Annotated in this window: 17 protein-coding genes; 5 read left to right on the forward strand and 12 right to left on the reverse strand. The window is 65.1% G+C overall.

Annotated features, from left to right (window positions below; genetic code table 11):
* Positions 1-206 precede the first annotated feature (206 nt).
* Genes zomB through glf form a run of 5 tightly spaced genes read right to left on the reverse strand, consistent with a single transcriptional unit; the run spans position 207 to position 7,401 of the window.
* Positions 207-2,549: a flagellar motor control protein ZomB gene (gene zomB / locus LK459_RS07815; protein ID WP_227922575.1), complete on the reverse strand. Its 2,343-nt coding sequence runs from the start codon at positions 2,547-2,549 to the stop codon at positions 207-209.
* Positions 2,539-3,456 carry a decaprenyl-phosphate phosphoribosyltransferase gene (locus LK459_RS07820; RefSeq protein WP_007238271.1) on the reverse strand — a complete coding sequence of 306 codons (918 nt, stop codon included), beginning with the start codon at positions 3,454-3,456 and terminating at the stop codon, positions 2,539-2,541. Before LK459_RS07820 ends, zomB begins: the two co-directional genes overlap by 11 nt.
* Complete coding sequence (locus tag LK459_RS07825; protein ID WP_227922576.1) at positions 3,453-4,235, reverse strand: phosphatase PAP2 family protein; 783 nt, start codon at positions 4,233-4,235, stop codon at positions 3,453-3,455. Before LK459_RS07825 ends, LK459_RS07820 begins: the two co-directional genes overlap by 4 nt.
* Positions 4,216-6,186: a glycosyltransferase gene (locus LK459_RS07830; protein ID WP_227922580.1), complete on the reverse strand. Its 1,971-nt coding sequence runs from the start codon at positions 6,184-6,186 to the stop codon at positions 4,216-4,218. The genes LK459_RS07825 and LK459_RS07830 overlap by 20 nt, the downstream gene beginning before the upstream one ends.
* Entirely contained in the window at positions 6,187-7,401 is a 1,215-nt protein-coding gene (gene glf / locus LK459_RS07835) for a UDP-galactopyranose mutase (RefSeq protein WP_227922581.1), read from the reverse strand.
* Positions 7,402-7,663: 262 nt separating this feature from the next.
* Between glf and LK459_RS07840 the strand changes: the two genes are divergently transcribed.
* A complete protein-coding gene (locus LK459_RS07840) occupies positions 7,664-8,491 on the forward strand; it encodes a PIG-L deacetylase family protein (protein ID WP_227922583.1) in 828 nt (275 codons plus the stop codon).
* 43 nt (positions 8,492-8,534) lie between these two features.
* Positions 8,535-9,257, forward strand: a complete 723-nt coding sequence (locus LK459_RS07845) for a GAF and ANTAR domain-containing protein (RefSeq protein WP_227922586.1) — start codon at positions 8,535-8,537, stop codon at positions 9,255-9,257.
* A gap of 22 nt (positions 9,258-9,279) precedes the next feature.
* On the opposite strand, the gene LK459_RS07850 is transcribed toward LK459_RS07845, so the two are convergent.
* Positions 9,280-10,854 carry a SpoIID/LytB domain-containing protein gene (locus LK459_RS07850; protein ID WP_227922590.1) on the reverse strand — a complete coding sequence of 525 codons (1,575 nt, stop codon included), beginning with the start codon at positions 10,852-10,854 and terminating at the stop codon, positions 9,280-9,282.
* A gap of 304 nt (positions 10,855-11,158) precedes the next feature.
* Between LK459_RS07850 and LK459_RS07855 the strand changes: the two genes are divergently transcribed.
* Together LK459_RS07855 and LK459_RS07860 are read left to right on the forward strand one after the other, a co-directional pair.
* Positions 11,159-11,896, forward strand: a complete 738-nt coding sequence (locus LK459_RS07855) for a peroxidase-related enzyme (RefSeq protein ID WP_227922591.1) — start codon at positions 11,159-11,161, stop codon at positions 11,894-11,896.
* Positions 11,897-12,060: 164 nt separating this feature from the next.
* Positions 12,061-13,224 (forward strand): acyl-CoA dehydrogenase family protein, encoded by a 1,164-nt coding sequence (locus tag LK459_RS07860; protein WP_227922593.1) that lies wholly within the window; start codon positions 12,061-12,063, stop codon positions 13,222-13,224.
* A gap of 32 nt (positions 13,225-13,256) precedes the next feature.
* Here the strand turns inward: LK459_RS07860 and LK459_RS07865 are convergent, their stop codons facing one another.
* The 3 genes from LK459_RS07865 to LK459_RS07875 all read right to left on the reverse strand — a co-directional run bounded on the left by LK459_RS07865 (position 13,257) and on the right by LK459_RS07875 (position 16,467).
* Complete coding sequence (locus LK459_RS07865) at positions 13,257-14,564, reverse strand: cytochrome P450 (protein ID WP_227922595.1); 1,308 nt, start codon at positions 14,562-14,564, stop codon at positions 13,257-13,259.
* A gap of 204 nt (positions 14,565-14,768) precedes the next feature.
* The gene (locus tag LK459_RS07870; protein ID WP_007238283.1) at positions 14,769-15,644 is read right to left on the reverse strand and encodes a Cof-type HAD-IIB family hydrolase; all 876 of its coding nucleotides are present in this window, start codon (positions 15,642-15,644) and stop codon (positions 14,769-14,771) included.
* Positions 15,637-16,467: a lysophospholipid acyltransferase family protein gene (locus LK459_RS07875; RefSeq protein WP_007238284.1), complete on the reverse strand. Its 831-nt coding sequence runs from the start codon at positions 16,465-16,467 to the stop codon at positions 15,637-15,639. The genes LK459_RS07870 and LK459_RS07875 overlap by 8 nt, the downstream gene beginning before the upstream one ends.
* A gap of 50 nt (positions 16,468-16,517) precedes the next feature.
* On the opposite strand from LK459_RS07875, the gene LK459_RS07880 reads away from it, so the two are divergent.
* A complete protein-coding gene (locus tag LK459_RS07880) occupies positions 16,518-16,826 on the forward strand; it encodes a hypothetical protein (protein WP_007238285.1) in 309 nt (102 codons plus the stop codon).
* Between the two features lie 79 nt (positions 16,827-16,905).
* On the opposite strand, the gene LK459_RS07885 is transcribed toward LK459_RS07880, so the two are convergent.
* From LK459_RS07885 to LK459_RS07895, 3 genes are read right to left on the reverse strand one after another with little or no spacing between them, the layout of a single operon-like run.
* Positions 16,906-17,676, reverse strand: a complete 771-nt coding sequence (locus LK459_RS07885; RefSeq protein ID WP_227922596.1) for a lysophospholipid acyltransferase family protein — start codon at positions 17,674-17,676, stop codon at positions 16,906-16,908.
* A 40-nt stretch (positions 17,677-17,716) separates the two neighbouring features.
* A complete protein-coding gene (paaI, locus tag LK459_RS07890) occupies positions 17,717-18,085 on the reverse strand; it encodes a hydroxyphenylacetyl-CoA thioesterase PaaI (protein ID WP_407648787.1) in 369 nt (122 codons plus the stop codon).
* A 52-nt stretch (positions 18,086-18,137) separates the two neighbouring features.
* Entirely contained in the window at positions 18,138-18,455 is a 318-nt protein-coding gene (locus LK459_RS07895; protein WP_227922601.1) for an EthD family reductase, read from the reverse strand.
* Between the last annotated feature and the right edge of the window lie 41 nt (positions 18,456-18,496).

An 18,496-nucleotide genomic window follows, 5' to 3' on the forward strand; every position in this document is an offset into this window, starting at 1 on the left:
TCAGTGTGACCGCCACCACATCTCACGTCTCTCGACGTCGACGCGGAGCCGATCGACCTCTACCGCCGGTCTCATCTCTCATCGCTTTATCAGGGTTGGACGTTACCTATCCGATACATAACAGGACAAATCGCCTGTATCCCGCACACGGGATCAGACGCGTGAGCTGCACAGAAGTCGCTCGACGATGCGCGCAACTGTGACGCTCATCTCGGGTGGAGTCGGGGCGGAATCGGTAGACCGCAGCGCTGCAGCTCGTACTCCGGATTGCGTTGAATCCGATAGTCGGTGAAGCCGAACGACTCGGAGAGATTCTTCTTGAATCTCTCCATCGACCAGGTGTCCTTGTACGACTCGATCCTGTCCACGGTCTGCTGACAGGTGAGCGCCTCGCGCGCCTGGGCGACGACGTCCTCGTCGAGGAAGCCCGGCAGCACCGGCCACCTGGGATAGGCGCCGGCCTCCGCGACGACCCACTCCGCGGGGAGATTCTTGTCGTGTCCGATCCGGCCGTCCTCGAGACGCTCGGTGTGCGCGGCGATCGGGTACGCGAGGCCCATCTGATCGATCACTCGGACATCGAGCGGCGCGTTCATGCTCGTCATCCCCAGGTTGAGGAAGTACACGGTCGCCTTGCGCTTGTCCTGCGGAGTGTTGTCGGGCAGCTTGGCCACGTACCACTCGTCGTAGTTGTTCGACGGGAGGATCACGCCGCCCTGGGTCCTGTACTCGTCGATCCGCTCGACCATCGCCCGCATGCGCGGATAGTCGAGGTAATCGGCAGCGGTGACAGGGTTCTCGTTGCCCATGTTGGTCACATAGAACCGACGTTCGTCGACGATCCCGCTGCGACCGATGTCGATGCCAGCGTTGGGCAGGACCTTCTCGTGGCAGACGATCGCCCAGACGAGTGTGGTGACCCACAGTGCGGCCATCACGACCGCGCCACCGAGTTGGACCCACGCCCGACGACGTCGGTCGCGATCTCGGGCGGCGTCGACGCCGCGGCCGACTGCTGCGCGCATGTCGGCGAGAGCGGGCACCGACAGCGGTACGACCATGACCGGCAGCAGAAGCGTGAACAGCGGCGTGAGGAGTACTCGGCCGTGCATGAAATCGCCGCCCTGGCGCAGCCAGTAGACGCCGACCACGAGCCCTCCGAGAACGACCGCGACCGTGACGGTCGTCGGGGTCTGGAGTCCACGGGACCATCCGGCCAAGCGCTCGCGGACGGTCGGGCGGCCGGTCGCATCAGCCGAACCGGTTTTCGTGGCGACGTCGGCCTGTCGACGCCTGGTCGCCCGCACGCCGACGGTCACCAGCACTCCCGCGAGGATCGCCATGATGACGGGAAGCACGAGCGTGTACGGCCCGAAGAGGTTACCGAGATAGATGAAGCCCTGATGCCATTTGGAGCCGCTCGCATCTTTTGCGACGGCCGGGTTCGGCACGAGCAGCGCGTAGTACCCCATCCGGAATATCTGGTAGCCGACCGGCAGCACCGCGGCGCAGAGTACGACGCCGACGCGCATCCGCCACGACAGCGGCGCCAGGAACACGAGCACGAGCGCGATGCCACCGATCACGGTCAGTTCGGGACGGATCAGCGGGGCGAGCCCCGCCCAGAAGGCGAGGAACAGCGTTGCCGCCGTCCCTCGATACCTCGTGCCGGGACGCTCTACGGTCTCGGCACGAGTAGCACTGTCCGGCCGTCGTCGACTCCACGCGATCAGCAGGCACCACAGCACCGCGACCCAGAAGATGCACAGTCCGTTCTCCAGACCACTCGTCGCGAAATCGCGAGCGGGCGGGATCGCGATGTACACGATCGCGCCGAGCGGCAACAGCAGCGTGATCCCGCTCGCGGCCGGACCACTGATGCGCGGACCGAGTAGACGAGCCGTGCCGTACATCGCGATCGGGATCGCCGACACCGACAACACCAACGCCACCCAGAGCGCGACGTACTCCAGCTGACCGTCGGTGACCCACGCCCAGAACCACAGCAGATACGTCCACGCCGTCGAGGTGTTGGCCTCGACACGCTCGCCCGCGTTGAACACCGGGCCGTTGCCTGCGAACAGATTGCGCAGGGTGCGCAGCACGATCAGACCGTCGTCGGCGATCCACCTGCGTTGCCAGGCACCGATGGCGAAGAAGGTCGTGACCGCGACGGCACCGATCAGGAAGCTGATCGACGCGGTCCACTCGCGGGGGCCCCACGACGACAGAAATCGCCGACGGCCACCGCCCGGGGGCGGCCCGTCGCCGACAGCACCCGGTCCCCCGGCCACGGCACCCGATTCCGCGTCGAGGGCACCCGATTCGGCGCCGACGGCATCGGATTCCCCGTCCAGGGCATCGATGACCATGGTGTCGTCCATGTCGACAGCACCGATGACCGTGGTGTCGTCCGTGCCGAGATCCCGCGCAGTTCTGTCGGCTGGGCGGATGCCGGCGACGTCGTGGTCGGTGATGTGTGCGGTGGGGATCTCGCGAAGTCTGTGCCTACCCGCGCGAGCGGGCTCGTCGCGAACGTCAGACGGCATAGACCGCGACACCCACGCAGACGATCCAGGCCAGAGCCAGGATCTGCAGAATGCGGTCGCCGAAGGCGATCTCTTCCGGCTCGCCGGCGGTACCGCCGTCCACGACCACTGCGTACCGCAGAATCGCGATGGTGAACGGAACCATCGAGATGGCATACCAGACGTTGGTGTCGTGTCCGGAATTCTTGTCGAATGCCCACAACCCGTAGAACGCGACGACGAGCGTTGCCGAGAGCGTCCACACGAAGCGCAGATAGCTGGTGGTGTAGTACTGCAGCGACTTCCGGATCTTGGCGCCGGTGCGCTCGGCGAGCACCAGTTCGGCGTAGCGCTTGCCCGCAGCCATGAACAGCGATCCGAACGCCATGACCAGCAAGAACCACTGCGAGAGCTTGATGTCGGTCGCGGTACCACCGGCGATCGCGCGCAACAGGAAGCCCGACGAGACTATGCAGATGTCGATGACGGGCTGATTCTTGAGCCCGAAGCAGTAGCCGAGCTGAATCACCAGATAGACGGCGATGACCACCGCGGTCTGCCAGTTCGCCGAGTACGCGATCAACAGCGACGCGATGCCGAGCACCACGGCCAGCACGTACGCCAGCTTGACCGGCACGACGCCTGCCGCGATCGGGCGGTACCGCTTGGTCGGGTGATTGCGATCGGAATCGACGTCGATGGCGTCGTTGATCAGATAGATGCACGACGCTGCGAGGCAGAAGGCCACGAAGGCGATGGCCGCGCGGCCGAGCACGTGGACGTCGGTGATGCTGCCCGCGGCCAGAGGCGCCGCGAGGACCAGGACGTTCTTGACCCACTGTCGTGGGCGCAACGCCTTGATCAGCCCGTCGACCCTGTTCTTGGGTGGGCCGACCTTCTTGTCGTGCTCGATGGGCTCCTCGCTCATGCCTCTCCTCGGTTCCTGATCACCCACGCGGCCGCTGTGCGTGCGGTCTGCCCGGGCAGGAGCGCAAGCGCGCCGGCTCGGGCCGCCACACGCGCGGTGCGAGTGGCGCGCGGATGCCCGGCAACCGTTCGCGATGCACGCTCGAGAAGTGTGTCACCGCCGACGACGGCCCCCGCACCCAGTGCCCCGAGCGCAGCTCCCGCGGCGACATCGCTCGGGTAATGCACTCCGAGCACAAGTCGCGACGTGAGCATAGGTGGCACCAGAACCGCGGGTAGCAGGTAGGGCGGCAATCCGGCGGCCCGACCGATCAGGATCGCGGCGGCAGTGGTCGACGTCGCATGCGACGACGGGAAGCTCAGCTTGCTCGGCGTCGAGACACCGATACGAATCCTCGGATCGTGCGGGCGGGGCCTGCGGACGATGCGTTTGATGATCACCGACGCGGCGTGCGTTCCGAATGCGCCGACACCTGCCTCGACCCAACGTCGCGTCGCGACCGAGTCACCACGACGGCGGGCCACAACGTAGCCGATTCCCGAGATCGCCAGCCAGCCGAGGGAGTGCTCGCCGAAATGCGAGAGAGCGCGTGCCGCGGGAAGTACTCCCGGTCGGTCGTAGAGCGCGTCCTGGATCGCGATCAACGCGTCGACCTCGCGACTGTCCAACGCGTCACGCTCGGCGACCTCACGATCACCTGGTGCAGCGCCGGTCGGTTCCCCCGTGCTGCCCGACTCCGCGCTACTGGCTTCGCCTGGGTCACTCAATTCCGAAGACACCCGCCCAGCTCTCCTTACTGGTCAGTTCCTGATGAGCGGCACGGTAGCGCTGTGCCATCTCGGGGAACCTCTCGTTGAGTTCGCGCACCAGCGCGGCCGATTCGCGTGCGAGCGCGATCATCTTGTCGCGATCGCGTTGCCGATAGACCACTCCCCGGCCGTCCGCGGTGGTCACCGTGACGCCGTCGACTCGGCCCAGCGAGAACCAGCGGGCCTCGATGGGCGGGTAATTGGCTTGCGGCACCTCGTGATGACGAGGGTCGGCCGGGCGCAGGTTGTTGACCACCGACGCCGCGAGCGCCTTGAGCTTGCTCACCGGGTTGGTCGGCACGTTGACACCGAGATGCGTTGCCTCGCCGCTGGTTCGGGGCAGTTCGGTCGCCGAGGGCAACACGACCGCGTCGGGGTACTGCTTGCGCATCTCCGCGATCTTGGGGAGCGCGGTCGGCAGTAGGTCGCGGATGTGGTCGGGTCCGGCGAGGAAATCGCGGATCGCTTCGTTCTGAATCGCCACCGTCGAATATTCAAGGCTCAGAAGATGTTTTGCAGTCGCCTTGACCATCGACTGCAGAATGCCCTTGATCGGTCCGTCGTGGTGGACAGCCGCGACCACCAGTCGATTGCGCAGATGGAAGTAGGCCTGCCAGTCGATGGCGTCGTCCTTGTCACTCCAGGCCATGTGCCAGATCGCGATACCCGGGATGGTGGCGGTCGGATATCCGGCCTTGGCGGCGCGCAGCGCGTACTCCCAGTCGTCCCACTTGATAAACAACGGCATCGGCAGACCGATCTGCTCCGCGCACTCGCGCGGGATCATGCACATCCACCAACCGTTGCCCTCGACGTCGATGCGTCGGTGCAGGTTCTTGGAGTTCTCCCGGTCGCGGAGAGGGTATCTCGCGAAATCGTGGTCGTAGTCGACGAACGGGGCGGCCGTCCACATGAACGTGTGGTGGTTGATCACCTCACCCATCGAATGCAGGTGACTGCGGTCCTGCAGATTGAGCATCTGCCCGCCGACGAGCATGGGGGTCTTGGCAAATCGTGACATCGCCAGAGCGCGCAGGATGGAATCGGGCTCGATCGCGATGTCGTCGTCCATGTACAGGATGTACGGGCTGTCGGTGAGCCGCAGCGCCTCGTACATGATGCGTGCGTAGCCACCGGAACCGCCGAGGTTTCCCTGGTCGAAGATGTGCAGCCGGTCGCCCAGCGCGGCGGCGGCCTCGTCGTAGCCCGGCTCGTCGACGACGTTGCGCGTACCCTGGTCGGGCATCAGCACCGCGTCGATCACCCCGTCCACCAACGGATCCGACGTGAGCGCCGAGAGTGCATTGACCGCGTCGGTCGGCCGGTTGAAGGTCGGGATGCCGACGGTGACGCGCTTGGTCTCCGGGCCGGTCGCGGCCGCTACTGCCGAATACCACCCCGCCGAGACGATCTCGGTGTCGGTATCGGTGGTGACGTCGAACCAGATCCAGCCGCCGTCCTCGAATGGCCCCAGGTCGAGTTCGAATTCGAGGACGCCATAACCGTTTTCGTCGGTGGGCACCAGATCACCACCGATGCCGATGCGCGAGCCGTCGACCTTCGAGCGGTACAGGTCGACGCGGCACGTACCACGGACCTCGACGCGCAGCACCACCGACTTCAGGACCGACCAGCGTCGCCAATACGACGCCGCGAACGCGTTGAAGTACGTCTCGAAGCTCACCTCGGACTCGGCGGCGAGCAGCACCGACGTCCGCGTCGGGGCGTGGGCGCGACGTGTGTTGTTGTCCGATTCCACCTGATAGAGCGAGCGCACGTCGATGGGCTCACCCGGACGCGGGAAGATCACCCGCTGCAGCAGTTCGACGGCCTTCGAGTCGGGTTCGGTCGGCGCCTGCGCCGTATCGGTCACCGGGGTCGCGCCGAGCTCGGTCGTCTCGTTCGAAACAGTCACGCTCATCTACTCCGCCTCCGCCAGCGGCGCACCGTCGGTCAGGTGCGGCGCCAGCGTGTTCTCGTACATGGTGAGCGCACTTGCGATCGCCATGTGCATGTCCAGGTATTGATAGGTGCCGAGCCGACCGCCGAACAGCACCTTGGCAGACGCGGTCTCGGTCTTGGCCAGTTCTCGGTAGGCAGCGAGCTTGTCGCGGTCCTCCGGGGTGTTGATGGGGTAGTACGGCTCGTCGTCGTCGTTCGCGAATCGGCTGAACTCGCGCATGATGACGGTCTTGTCCGTCGGGTAGTTCTTCCGCTCGGGATGGAAGTGCCGGAACTCGTGGATACGCGTGAAGGGGACGTCGGCGTCGTTGTAGTTCATCACCGGGGTTCCCTGGAAGTCTCCCGTGGGCAGGACCTCGGTCTCGAAGTCCAGGGTGCGCCAGCCGAGGCGCCCCGCCGAGTAGTCGAAGTACCGGTCGAGCGGACCGGTGTAGACGACAGGGGCATCGGGGTTGGCGGCGCGAATCTCGTCACGCACAGCGAACCAGTCGGTGTCGAGGCGCACCTCGATGCGCTCGTCGGCAGCCATGTTCTCCAGCCACGCGGTGTAGCCCTCGACCGGCAGTCCCTCGTAGGTGTCGTTGAAGTAGCGGTTGTCGAAGGTGTAGCGGACCGGCAGCCGCGTGATGTTCGACGCGGGCAGGTTCTTCGGGTCGGTCTGCCACTGTTTGGCCGTGTAGGCCTTGATGAACGCCTCGTAGAGCGGTCGACCGATCAGGCTGATCGCCTTCTCCTCGAGGTTCTTGGCGTCCTTGGTGTCGATCTCGCTGGACTGCTCGGCTATGAGTTCGCGCGCCTCGTCGGGGCTGTAGTACCTACCGAAGAACTGCGAGACCAGTCCTAGTCCCATGGGGAACTGGTACGCCTGGCCGCCGTGCATCGCGAAGACCCGATGCTGGTAGCCCGTGAAGTCGGTGAACCGGTTGACGTAGTCCCACACCTTCTTGTTCGACGTGTGGAACAAGTGTGCTCCGTACTTGTGCACCTCGATGCCGGTCTCGGGTTCGGGTTCGGAGTAGGCGTTGCCGCCGATGTGTGACCTGCGCTCGACCACCAGGACGCGCTTGCCGAGTTGTGTCGCTGCACGCTCGGCGATGGTCAGGCCGAAGAACCCGGACCCGACGACGATCAGATCGACGGCAGGGTTCGACGCGACGTTGCTATTGGTGGCCACGGGTGTTCAGGGTAACGGACACAGCGACGAGCTCTTCGACACACGCGGGTCGTCGCGCCACGACCCTCGATGGGCATGCGGGACTGTGATCTGCAGCGACCGCCCGATCAAGGCTGGCCAAGGGCCGTATACTCCGAGTATTGGGCTGTAGAGATCGGCTCGCTGAATCTTGTGCAACGCCACCTGTACGACGACATTTGCAACGCCACCGTGCACGCCCCTGTACAGCGAAGATTGCGCAACTCCCGGCAGGAGTCCGCCAATGACCCCACCCAGCGCCACCCCCGTCCCCATCCAGAACTCCGACGTCCCGATTCCCCCCAGGACGCCGATGACGCGCTTCTTCCCCGCACCGAGTTCGCGTACGGTTCCGACGTCGTTCGGCACCGCCGAGCCGGAGTGGCTGGCCTGGTTGTCCGGTCAGGCCTGGCCGGAGGTGATGTTCGACATCGATCGTCTGGTCGTCGTGGCCGCTCATCCTGACGATGAGATCCTCGGCGCCGGCGGCCTCGTACACGCTGCAGCGTCGCAGGGCATCGACGTGGTGACGATCTGTGTCTCCGACGGTCACGCCGCGCATCCGGGGTCCCCCGAGCAGTTGGCCAACCGCCGCCACCTCGAACTCGACACCGCGTCGGTGCTGTTGGGCCTCGATCTCCCTCGGTGGGGCGGTCTGCATTCGGGAACGCTGGCACAGCACCCCGATTGCCTCGACGCGATGATCCGCGACACCCTCGATGAGAGTCCCGACGTCCGCAACGGCGTGCTGGCGGTGTGGGACCACGACGGGGAGGCCGATCACGAGGCTGTCGGTCGGTCCGCGATGCGAGTGGCCAAGCCCCGTGGACTCCAACTGTGGATGTATCCGATCTGGCTGTGGTACTGGGCTCACCCGGGCGACGAGACCATTCCCTGGCACCGAGTGCAGACGGTCCCGGTCTCGTCGACCGTGATGGCCGTGAAGAATGCTGCAGCGCGCTCGTTCGCCGACCAGAAACGCCCACGCGGCCCGAGCGACAGTCCACAACCGGTCCTCGGCACCTCCATCACCTCTCACCTGCTGCGGGGCACGGAGTATGTTTTCGGCTGAGGACCACTTCTCGAAGTGAAGTGCGGCTGGAAGGAATGCGGCATTGACTGACGTCACCTCCGAGGCGAGTTCGCAGACCACGTGGACGGGCTCCGACATCGCCCGTAAGAGTTCCGAGGTCGCTCGCCTCGTCGCGCAATTGCAGACGGAGAGCAGCGACAGCGACATGCTGCTGCGCCTGTTCACGAAGGCTGCCGCCGAGACGATCGGCTCCGACTACGCCAGCGTCACACTCGTGTCCCACGGCCAGGTGGAGACGCCGGTGATGATCGGTGAGATCGCCGCGGCGTCGGACGCGTTGCAGCAGGAACTCGGCGAGGGTCCCTGCATCCGGTCGGCGACAGACGACACGACGATCTGGATCGACGACATGCGTCACGAGGAGAGGTGGCCGAAGTTCTGCACCGCGGCAGCCGACCTCGGGATCGGATCGATGGCCTGCTTCTGCCTGTACATCGCTGGTGAGGAGCGCGGTGCCCTCAACTTGCACAGCACCACACCTAACGCCTTCGACGACGAAACGCGCGCGCTCGGCCAGCTGTTCGCCGCCCATACCGCGACGGTGTTCTCCGCGGTCCGCGAGAAGGAGCAACTCCGGACGGCACTGAGCTCGCGTGACCTGATCGGCCAGGCCAAGGGAATGCTGATGGAGCGCTACGGGCTCGGCGCCGATCAGGCGTTCAGCCTGCTCGCACGCCTGTCCCAGGACTCCAACACCAAGCTCGTCGACATCGCTCGCCAGGTCGTCGACGCCGGACCCGAGTGACACTCGCGCATACCTGCTGAGGTCACCTCAGCCGATCGGCGCGCGGGAATCCGAGCACGGGTACTCCGCCGCGCTCCTGAAAATCGGACAGGCCCTTTCCTGCAAGCACGTGCGCACCGGTCTGCTGACTGAAGAACATCATGCCCTTCTGGAACAGCTGTGTGACTCCGGCGCCATCGGGCGTGAGCGTGGGAACGCCGATGGCCTGACCGAGCGGACCGGTCACGCCGCCGAGGTCGCCGAATTTCCCGTTCATGGCGTCGGTCGCGATTCCCAGCAACTTCGACGATCCGGGCACCAGGTTGTCGGCAAGGCCGGTCAGCGAGTCCGGGATCAGCGAACCGAGGTCGGCCGAGCCGAGTCCGGCACCACCACCGGGCGACGTCGGCGGTGTCACGATCTTCGGCTTACTCGTCTGCCCCTTCACCGAGAACCACGACGACTTGAGTTGCAGTTTGGTCCGGACGTCTTCACCTGTCGCCTCAACCGTGCCACCCGACCCCGATACCCGCACGCGCAGCGCACGTCCGTTTTCCGGGCCGAGTCCGTTGGCCTCGATCACCTCGAAGCTGCGGAGCGCACCGACACCGAAGGCCGATGCGATACTCGACGCACTCACGTCTGCGGTCCAGTTGTGTTCGGGCGCAATCGAATCACCCTCGTCGATGACGGCGGGAAAACGTCCGCCCGCGGTGTACCCACCGGTCGACGCGGAGAACTCCGTGAAGGCGGGTTGTCCGTTCTGACGCAGTATCTGCCCAGCCGTCTCGTCGGCGGCACGATTGGTTCGTGGGTCCTCACCCGCGACCCCGCCATACATCTGCGAGTTCTGCGTGTCGTCGATCTTCTTGCCTCCGGCGATGGCCGCCAACGCGTAGCTACGCGCGACGACAGCCTGCGCCTTGAGTGCTTCCATGCCGCCCGCGTCGCCCCAGCCCGGGATGCTCTCCTTGGCGATCACGCCCTTGACGTAGTCGTCGATGTTGAGCTTGTTCACGACGCGCCCGCCGTCGAAGCCCAGCGAACCGCGATACGCGGCATTGGAGCCGCAGAACTTGAGGAGCTCGTTGCCCGTGCGCCCGGGAGCCGGGTTCGCGGGATCGACGAATGTCGCAGGCACCGTCCGCACGACACCGCCGCCGCAGCCGTTGGTGATGGTCGCGGTGCCACCGGAGATGCTGACCGCTTGGCCAGGGCTCACCTGCACAGTGCCCACCCGGGCACCTGCGTCAGCCCGGACGTTCACCGCCGACTGCTGGCTCAATCCGACGGTGATATCGGGCTTGTCGGTCTTGCCGAGCGTCGTCCCACCGTAGAAGTGCTGCAGGATCTTCGCGGCCGACCAGCCCTTCTTCGCGTATCCGTACGCGCCCCACTGCCCCATGCCGCGGCCATGCCCGTGTCCGTGACCGATCAGGGTCACCGATGACTCGGCAACGAGGCCGATCTCGGAGCGGTGCGAGAGACCGTCGCCGGCGAACGCCCCTCCGACCAGCAGCGCAGGCGCCACCGCACACACGACCAGGGACGATGTTCGACGACGTCGACTCCCTGGCCGCGCCCGGGAGACGAACGGATTCGACAGTCGGATGTTCACGGCTGTCCGCACCTCCAGCGCGCAGTTGGGCAGACACTCCTCGATGAGGCCTGTTACAGATGTTACTGATGGGACTTATGTGACCATAGTGATTCTTCTCCCGAATACCAACCTCAGGGCATAACAACCCCGTCACGAATCCCGCGCCCCGCGCCGCCGACTGTGCGCTCCCTGCCGCCGACTGGGCGCTCCCTGCTGCCGACTGGGCGCTCCAAGCGGTCGACTGTGCGTGCCCTGGTTGTGATCGCAGGTGTTCTTAACCTGTCGGCAGCGGACGCCGTTCCCTAGCGTTCGACGCACCGCAGTGGAACACCCGCCCGACACCGACACCGACACCGACACCGACACCGACGGATTCGACGCCGACGGCACCCGGTTTCACGCCGACGGCACCACGGTTCACACCCACAGCACCGCACGTTTCGCGATCCGCCCACACGACAAGGAACAGCTGATGACCGACACGCTCGACGCTTCTCCCCGCACCCAGATCTCGCGCCTCACGGTGCCGGAGATCGATGCACTGCCCGACGATCTCCAACGGCAGATCCGTTCCATCGAGCGGCAAGTGGGCTACATACCCAATTGGGTGCGCGCATTCGCCCTGGGCGGAGCCCACGCGGCGCGTTTCAACGCCTACATCCTCGGACTGCTCGATCCCAGTTCGGGGCTGCTCCCCTATCCCGACCGTGAGTTGATCGCCACGGTGAGCTCCGCCGAGAACGGCTGCTCCTACTGCCGCCTCAACCACGCGGTCAGCCTCGGCGAGGCTCTCGGAGACAAGAAACTCGGTACGAGGATCGCCGTCGACTACCGCGAGGTCCGCGAACTCACCCCACGCCAGCGGGTTCTCGCCGACTTCGCCGCCACCCTCTCGGCTCGCCCGAATGAATTCTCCGACGACGACCTGGACAGGCTGCGCAACCTGGGACTCGACGACGCCGCCATCTACGAGGCCATCGAGGTCGTCGCAGCGTTCGCGGCTGCCAATCGCTTCAGCATCGCGCTGCAAGTGCGTCCCGACGACCAGTTCTTCGACTGACCGCGCCGACAGCACCGCACCCGACGCCAAGGGCACCGCATTTCGCGCCGACAGCACCACCCCCGACGCCGAGGGCACCGCATTTCACGCCGACAGCACCTCACCCGACGCCGAGGGCACCGGATCTCTCGCCGACAGCACCAACGCACACCGAAGGAGCAGCCATGACAACCATCCAGCCCGTCGACACCTGGGTGATCCCGGAGGACACCCTCGAGCGTTTCCGTGAGCGCGCCGTCGCCCACGATCGCGACAACACCTTCTTCGCCGACGACCTCGCCGACCTCTCCGAACTCGGTTACCTGCGCGCGGCACTGCCCGTCGAACGCGGCGGGCTCGGCTTGTCACTGCACCAACTCAACGCCGAGCAACGTCGACTCGCGACATTCGCGCCGTCCACAGCACTCGGGATCAACATGCACCTGTACTGGGTCGGCCCGATCACAGATCAGCTCGCACAGGGCAATTCGAAGGTCTCCTGGCTTGCCGACGAAGTCGCGGCGGGCAAGGTCATCGCGGCAGGACACGGCGAACCCGGCAACGACCTCGTCATCGACGATTCGACGACGATCGCGACACCGGTCGAAGGCGGCTACCGCATCAGCGGCCGGAAGATCTTCACCTCACTGTCCCCTGCCTGGGATTGGCTCGGAGTGCACGCCCGCGACGACTCCGACCCGCAACACCCGAAGATCGTGCACACCTTTGTCCCGCGCGGCGAATCCGGCGTCACGACGGTCGAAACCTGGGACACCCTCGGCGTTCGAGCCACGGCCAGTCACGACACCCTGCTCGACGATGTGTTCGTGCCACACGAACGCACGGTCGGCATCGTCGACCTCGGTCAGCAGCCAACGGGATACATCGCGGGTATCTTCCCCTGGGTACTACCCGCGCTCGGCAACATCTACGCCGGAATAGCGCGTCGTGCACTGGATCTCGCCATAGCGTCGGCGACGTCCAGGAGTGCACTCAGCCTCGACGGTGAGACGGTGGCACACAAGCCGTTCACGCAATATCACGTTGCGGAGGCAGAGCTGGCGCTCGAAGCCGTGACCGGAGCACTCGACGACCTCACCAAATCACTCACCGCGGGAGAGGATCTCGGTGACCGTGCCCTCCTCCGCCTGTTCGCAGCGAAGGAGAACAGCACCCGCGTCGCACGCCAGGTCACCGACCTTGCGCTCGAGATCGCGGGAGCCGGTGCGCTGCATCGTCGTAACGAGTTGGAACGGCTCTACCGTGACGTCCGCGCGGGCAGTTTTCACCCGCCGAACTCCGACGCCGTCCGCGCCTTCATCGGAGCGTACGCACTCGGACTGAGCTGACACCGCGGGTCGGGTGAGCACGCACGGTGTCGCTAGTCCGGCAACCGTCTCAACCGGGCCGGAATCGGCGCGGCCGCAACGTTGGTGAACGGCACAGCCATCGGGAAGTCGTCTCCGACGGAGCTGATGTCAAACGATCGCACGATCGACGCCAAGACAATCGTCGCCTCCAGCATGGCGAAATGGCCACCGATGCACGAGCGGCGTCCCGCTCCGAAAGGGAGGTACTGCCATCGGTCGATCGATCTGTGCCAGTCTCCAGTGAAGCGATCAGGGTCGAATGTGGTTGGCTGATCCCACAACTTCGGATCTCGCTGAATCGCGAAGACCCCGACCACACAGTTCGATCCGGCGGCCACACGATGGCCATCGACCTCCACATCCTCCATTGCCAGTCTGGACACGAGAGAGGCGGGTGGGCACAAACGCAATGCCTCGTGCAGCACCCGGGCGGTCAACTGCAATGCCGGAATATCCTCGACACTCACCTCGTCAGCACAGGCGAGAGAGACCTCGGAACGTACAGCTTCCTGTAGTAGAGGATTCCTTCCGAGCTGCCACAGTGCGTACGTCAGGTTGGTCGCGGTGGTGTCATGACCGGCTACGAGGTAGACGAGTAGTTCGTCGGCAACGGCAGCGGCGTCGAGCGGTTGGCCGGTCTGAGCGTCAGTTTCACTGAGCAATCGGCGAACAAGGGGTGCGTCGACCCCGCCATCGGCCACACACTGCGACACGATGCCTGAGGCCAAGGCTCGCAGCCGATCACGCGCTTTCTTTGCACGGCGCTGTGCGGACGAAGGCGACCACATCGGCGCGTTGACGGGTCGCACCGCACGAGCGGTGGCCCGGCTCAATATCGTCCGTATATCGCGTTCGATCTCGGGGGTGGCCTCGAAATGAGTGCCGAGCACTGCGCGACTGAGAGCATTGATCGTGATCTGCCGACATTCGCGGTCGAGGTCGATCACGTCGGCGTCGACCCACTGGTGTTCAACCGCCGACACGGCAGAAGTCATGTGGCATGCAAACTCTCGCACGCTCTGCTTGGTGAACAGCGGTTGTACCGTTCTTCGCCGGGGTAGCCACTCATCATCGGGAAGGTTGAACATGTTTTCGCCCATCCACTTTCGCCCCTCGACAAAGATCGGCGCGCGCTTGTCCATGACGCCGGGACCTGCCCCGAGCACATCACGCGCCCCCTGCGGGGACGTGACGAACACTGCGGGCGGATAGATCCTGGCGGGCACGAACTTCATCTCGACCACCGGCGCGCGTTCGCGACACACCTCCGACGCGGCGTTGAGATCACTGAGCAGTCGGAACTGATTCAGACGGGGCATATTGAGCGCAGCCGGAGGTGGCAGGGTCGAAAGCGGGGCGCCAACATGATCCATGGCGGACTTCCAATAGCGAGAGGTACCGGGCACTGCCACTCTAACGTCCAGATCATTCGCGCTAAAAGGGTAATGCGGACACCTAAATTGCTGGCGTACGCCGTTCGACGGACACTCCGCGATACAGCGAACGTGTGCGACAAACTCTCCTCAGGCGAACCACCGCGCCAGCACCCGCGCGACGCCGTCCTCGTTGTTTCCGACTGTGACCTCGTCGGCAGCAGCAATGGCTGCGGGATGTGCATGGCCCATCGCGACTCCGTGCCCGGCCCAGGTGAGCATCTCGACGTCATTCGGCATGTCGCCGAAAGTCACTGTGCGCTCGCCGGAAAGCCCTGCGAGGTCGATGAGTTTCTGCAAGCCCGATGCCTTGTGCGTGTCGGGTACGGACAGTTCGATGAGTCCGTTGTCGGTGGAGAAGGTGACCTGCGCCAACCCTCGGACCTCCGCACGCAGACGCTGCGCCATGTCACCACTCGTCAGATCAGGCTGCCTGACAAGGAGTTTTACCACCGGCTCGGAGTAGACCTCATCGTCACCGACCTCGACGTGATCCGGGTTGAGCCACGCATGTCGATACCCTGCGGTCGCGACGAACGGCGGTGTCGCAGCGTCGAACTCCGACGATCCGACGCGCTCGCCCGCCACACCGGCGTCCGGTAGCCGACGGGCGATGACTTCACGCAGCACGGCGAGTTGATCGGTCTGGAGCAGCGACGAGTGCACGATCCGATCGTGCGCGACGTCGTAGATGATCGCGCCGTTGGCGCACACGGCGTACCGCACGTTCACCGCGGATCCCGGGAACTGGTCGGTGATCTCCGCGATCCAGCGTGGTGGACGCCCGGTCGCCAGGACGAACTCGGCACCGGCAGAACATGCAGCCCCGAGAACATCGATTGTGAAGGGCGACACCGTGTTCTGATCGTCGATCAGGGTCCCGTCGACATCGCTGGCGATCAGGGTCGGCTGCCCGTCGAATCCGATGGGCGTTTCGCCGTTCGTCACTGCGGATGCGTCACTCACCGTTGGCCTTTCGTGCGCGGGCCGCAGCCTTGCGCTCTGCTTCTTCTTTCTCGATGACGGCCGCCTCCTCGGGAGTCGGCGCCGAACCGCCCAGTCGGTGCGGCACCCAGAACTCACCCCGCGGATGAGGACCGTACTCGTCTTGCACGCGTGTCAGTAGCTCGCGCATCGCGTCTCTCAACCGGGTCGTGGCCTGCTCCGGATCGGCGTCTGCCGCGACAGGCATCGGCGTACCGAATCTGACAGCGACCGGTATGCCACTGCGTCCGATGTCACGTTTGCCGCCTTTGGTCCACTGCCGCTGCGCTCCCCACACGATGCTGGGGATCAATGGCACCCCCGCTTCCGCTGCCATACGGACCGCACCGGTTTTGAACTCCTTCAGTTCGAAGCTCCTGCTGATCGTCGCCTCCGGATACACCGCGACGATCTCTCCGTTGCGTAGCGACGACACCGCAGCCCGATAGGCAGCCGAACCCTGCGACCGGTCGACGGGCACGGTCCCCGTGTGGGTGATGAGGAAGCGCATGATCCTGATGTCCATCATCTCGGACTTGATCATGAAACGCGTGCGACGGCCCGCACGGTACACGCCATAGGCCGCCGGTAGGAAGTCGACGTAGCTCGTGTGGTTGATCACGAGCACGGCACCTCCGTCGGCAGGGATGTTGTCGAGGCCATCGAGTCGAAGGTCCATCTTCTGGCCGCGGATGATGCCCGCTGCAATCAACTCGAGGATGCGGAAGACCGGTTCCCGACGTCGCCCGGTTCGCGAACGCACCGTCGCATCCGACGACGAAGCACCCGAGACCTCAGAACTCACCGGTCCAGCGTATCGGGCCGTCTCATCCCGCCGACCTCGACCGCGCCGATGTGAACGCGCTCGTGATCGGCGTGTACGAACTCGATCGAGGTCGGTCGTATCTCGCTTGGGCGCAGTACCGCATGCTTTCCGAACTCGTCGAGCGCCTCGTCGACAACACGACCGGCATCAATGGATCGGCAGACGGCTTCGCCGATCTCGCCAAACGCATCGCCCGCACGCGCGGGATGACGCAGCACAGAGTAGAAGCGCTTCTCTCGAGCACTGTGTTCACGTGCGATTGCGGACGCGACGACTGCAGCGCAACCATCCCCGAGCCCGGCGACGGACCGGACATCAGCATCGTCGTACACGTGTAAGAAGGGACTGCCCGATCCCCGACCTGGGCGCATCGAACCCGATCAGGGCGAACCCACGACTGAGTGCCGTCGAGCCCAGTTACGAGGAAGGCGTGTCGCCGCGCTGAGCATTGCGCGCGTCCCGCCGCGCTGCCTTCTCCTCGGCGTCGAGGCGGTTGGCTTCTTCGAGTGTCGGAGCCGATCCACCCAGCCGCGCAGGCACCCAGAACTCACCCTTGGGGTGTTCGCCGTAGGCGTCCTGCAGTTCGAGCAGCTTCTCGCTCATCGACTTGTGCAGTTGTGCCGTCAATGTCTTCGGGTCGCCGACCGGTTCGATCGGTTCGGCGACGCCGACCATGATCGTGAAACCGGTACGACCGAGGCGCTTGGGGAATCCCTTGGTCCACACGCGCTGGGCTCCCCAGATCACCGTCGGAATCAGCGGGGCGTTCGCCTCCAACGCCATGCGCGCTGCTCCGGTCTTGAACTCCTTGAGTTCGAAGCTCCGACTGATCGTCGCCTCGGGGTACACCCCGACCAGTTCGCCCTGTTTGAGGTAGTCGACGGCGGCGTGGTAGCTCTCGGCGCCATGCGAGCGATCGACCGGGATGTGCTTGAGCGCGCGCATGATGGGCCCGGACACCTTGTTGTCGAAGACCTCCTTCTTCGCCATGAAGCGCACGTACCGCTTGCCCTGCAGGTATGCCGGGATGCCCGCGTAGGTGAAGTCCATGTAGCCCGTGTGGTTGAGAGCGACGACGCCCGGGCCGCTCTTCGGAACGTTCTCGACACCGGAGATCTTGAACTTCAAGCCCTCGGCCAGCCACAACAATCGCGCGGTGGTGATGACGGAGGCGTACACGGGTTCCATGTGATGAGCTTAGCGAGGGCCGCAACCGCGGCCGCGAGGGTCACATTCGGACGACGCGACTGTCTCCTCGGAACTCGGCCACGACGGTGTCGCCACACGACACGGACACGTCATAGATGCCGTTCCGCCCGAATCGTCGAAGCTCGGTTGCCCGGGCGACGAGGACGTCGCCCTCCCGTGTCGGTTGGAGATAGCGGATGTCGCAGCGAGCCGCGACCGCAGCCTCGTCACGGCTGTTGCAGGCCAGCGCGAAGGTCGTGTCGGCGAGCGCGAACACAAAGCCGCCGTGCGTGATCGCGTGCCCATTGACCATGTCGGCCGAGACGGTCATTCTCGTCGTCGCGCACCCGTCGCCGAGTTCGAGTAGTTCGATACCGAGCCGACGCGACGCGACATCGTCGGCGAACATACGACGCGCGATCGCGTGCGGAACGGACTCGACCGCCGCCGTCGACATCTGATCAGTCACCGAGAACCGACTCCTCGTCATGGGTGAACATGGTCGCTCCACCGGTGGCGAAGTTCTGCACGTCGGCTCCCGCCACCCGCATCTCCTCCGAGACAAGCCCCGCGCGCATGGTGTCGGCATCGGGAAAGTAGAGACTCGCAATCGCGTAATAGGGCGGCTCCGATCCGTCCAGTGACGCCGCCTTACCCCACGTGAATCCCGACAGTCCGGGAATCTTGCGAGCGAGCGGGATGTGGACTCGCCGGTAATAGTCGTCGAACGCTGCCGGGTCGGTTGGCGCGCCGTAACACACCGCAACACGTACTGTCATGACCTCTCCTTGCTGGACGGTTCTACAGGCTGCCTGAATCG

This window comes from Gordonia otitidis (genome assembly GCF_020735545.1).
Classification (GTDB): Bacteria; Actinomycetota; Actinomycetes; order Mycobacteriales; family Mycobacteriaceae; genus Gordonia; species Gordonia otitidis.

What these genes read in the sequence shown, in the direction of transcription:
- zomB (WP_227922575.1), bottom strand. Translation starts at nt 2,549, where the DNA reads ATGCCGTCTGACGTTCGCGACGAGCCCGCTCGCGCGGGTAGGCACAGA.
- LK459_RS07820 (WP_007238271.1), bottom strand. Translation starts at nt 3,456, where the DNA reads ATGAGCGAGGAGCCCATCGAGCACGACAAGAAGGTCGGCCCACCCAAG.
- LK459_RS07830 (WP_227922580.1), bottom strand. Translation starts at nt 6,186, where the DNA reads ATGAGCGTGACTGTTTCGAACGAGACGACCGAGCTCGGCGCGACCCCG.
- LK459_RS07840 (WP_227922583.1), top strand. Translation starts at nt 7,664, where the DNA reads ATGACCCCACCCAGCGCCACCCCCGTCCCCATCCAGAACTCCGACGTC.
- LK459_RS07860 (WP_227922593.1), top strand. Translation starts at nt 12,061, where the DNA reads ATGACAACCATCCAGCCCGTCGACACCTGGGTGATCCCGGAGGACACC.
- LK459_RS07865 (WP_227922595.1), bottom strand. Translation starts at nt 14,564, where the DNA reads ATGCCCCGTCTGAATCAGTTCCGACTGCTCAGTGATCTCAACGCCGCG.
- LK459_RS07885 (WP_227922596.1), bottom strand. Translation starts at nt 17,676, where the DNA reads ATGGAACCCGTGTACGCCTCCGTCATCACCACCGCGCGATTGTTGTGG.
- paaI (WP_407648787.1), bottom strand. Translation starts at nt 18,085, where the DNA reads ATGTTCGCCGACGATGTCGCGTCGCGTCGGCTCGGTATCGAACTACTC.
- LK459_RS07895 (WP_227922601.1), bottom strand. Translation starts at nt 18,455, where the DNA reads ATGACAGTACGTGTTGCGGTGTGTTACGGCGCGCCAACCGACCCGGCA.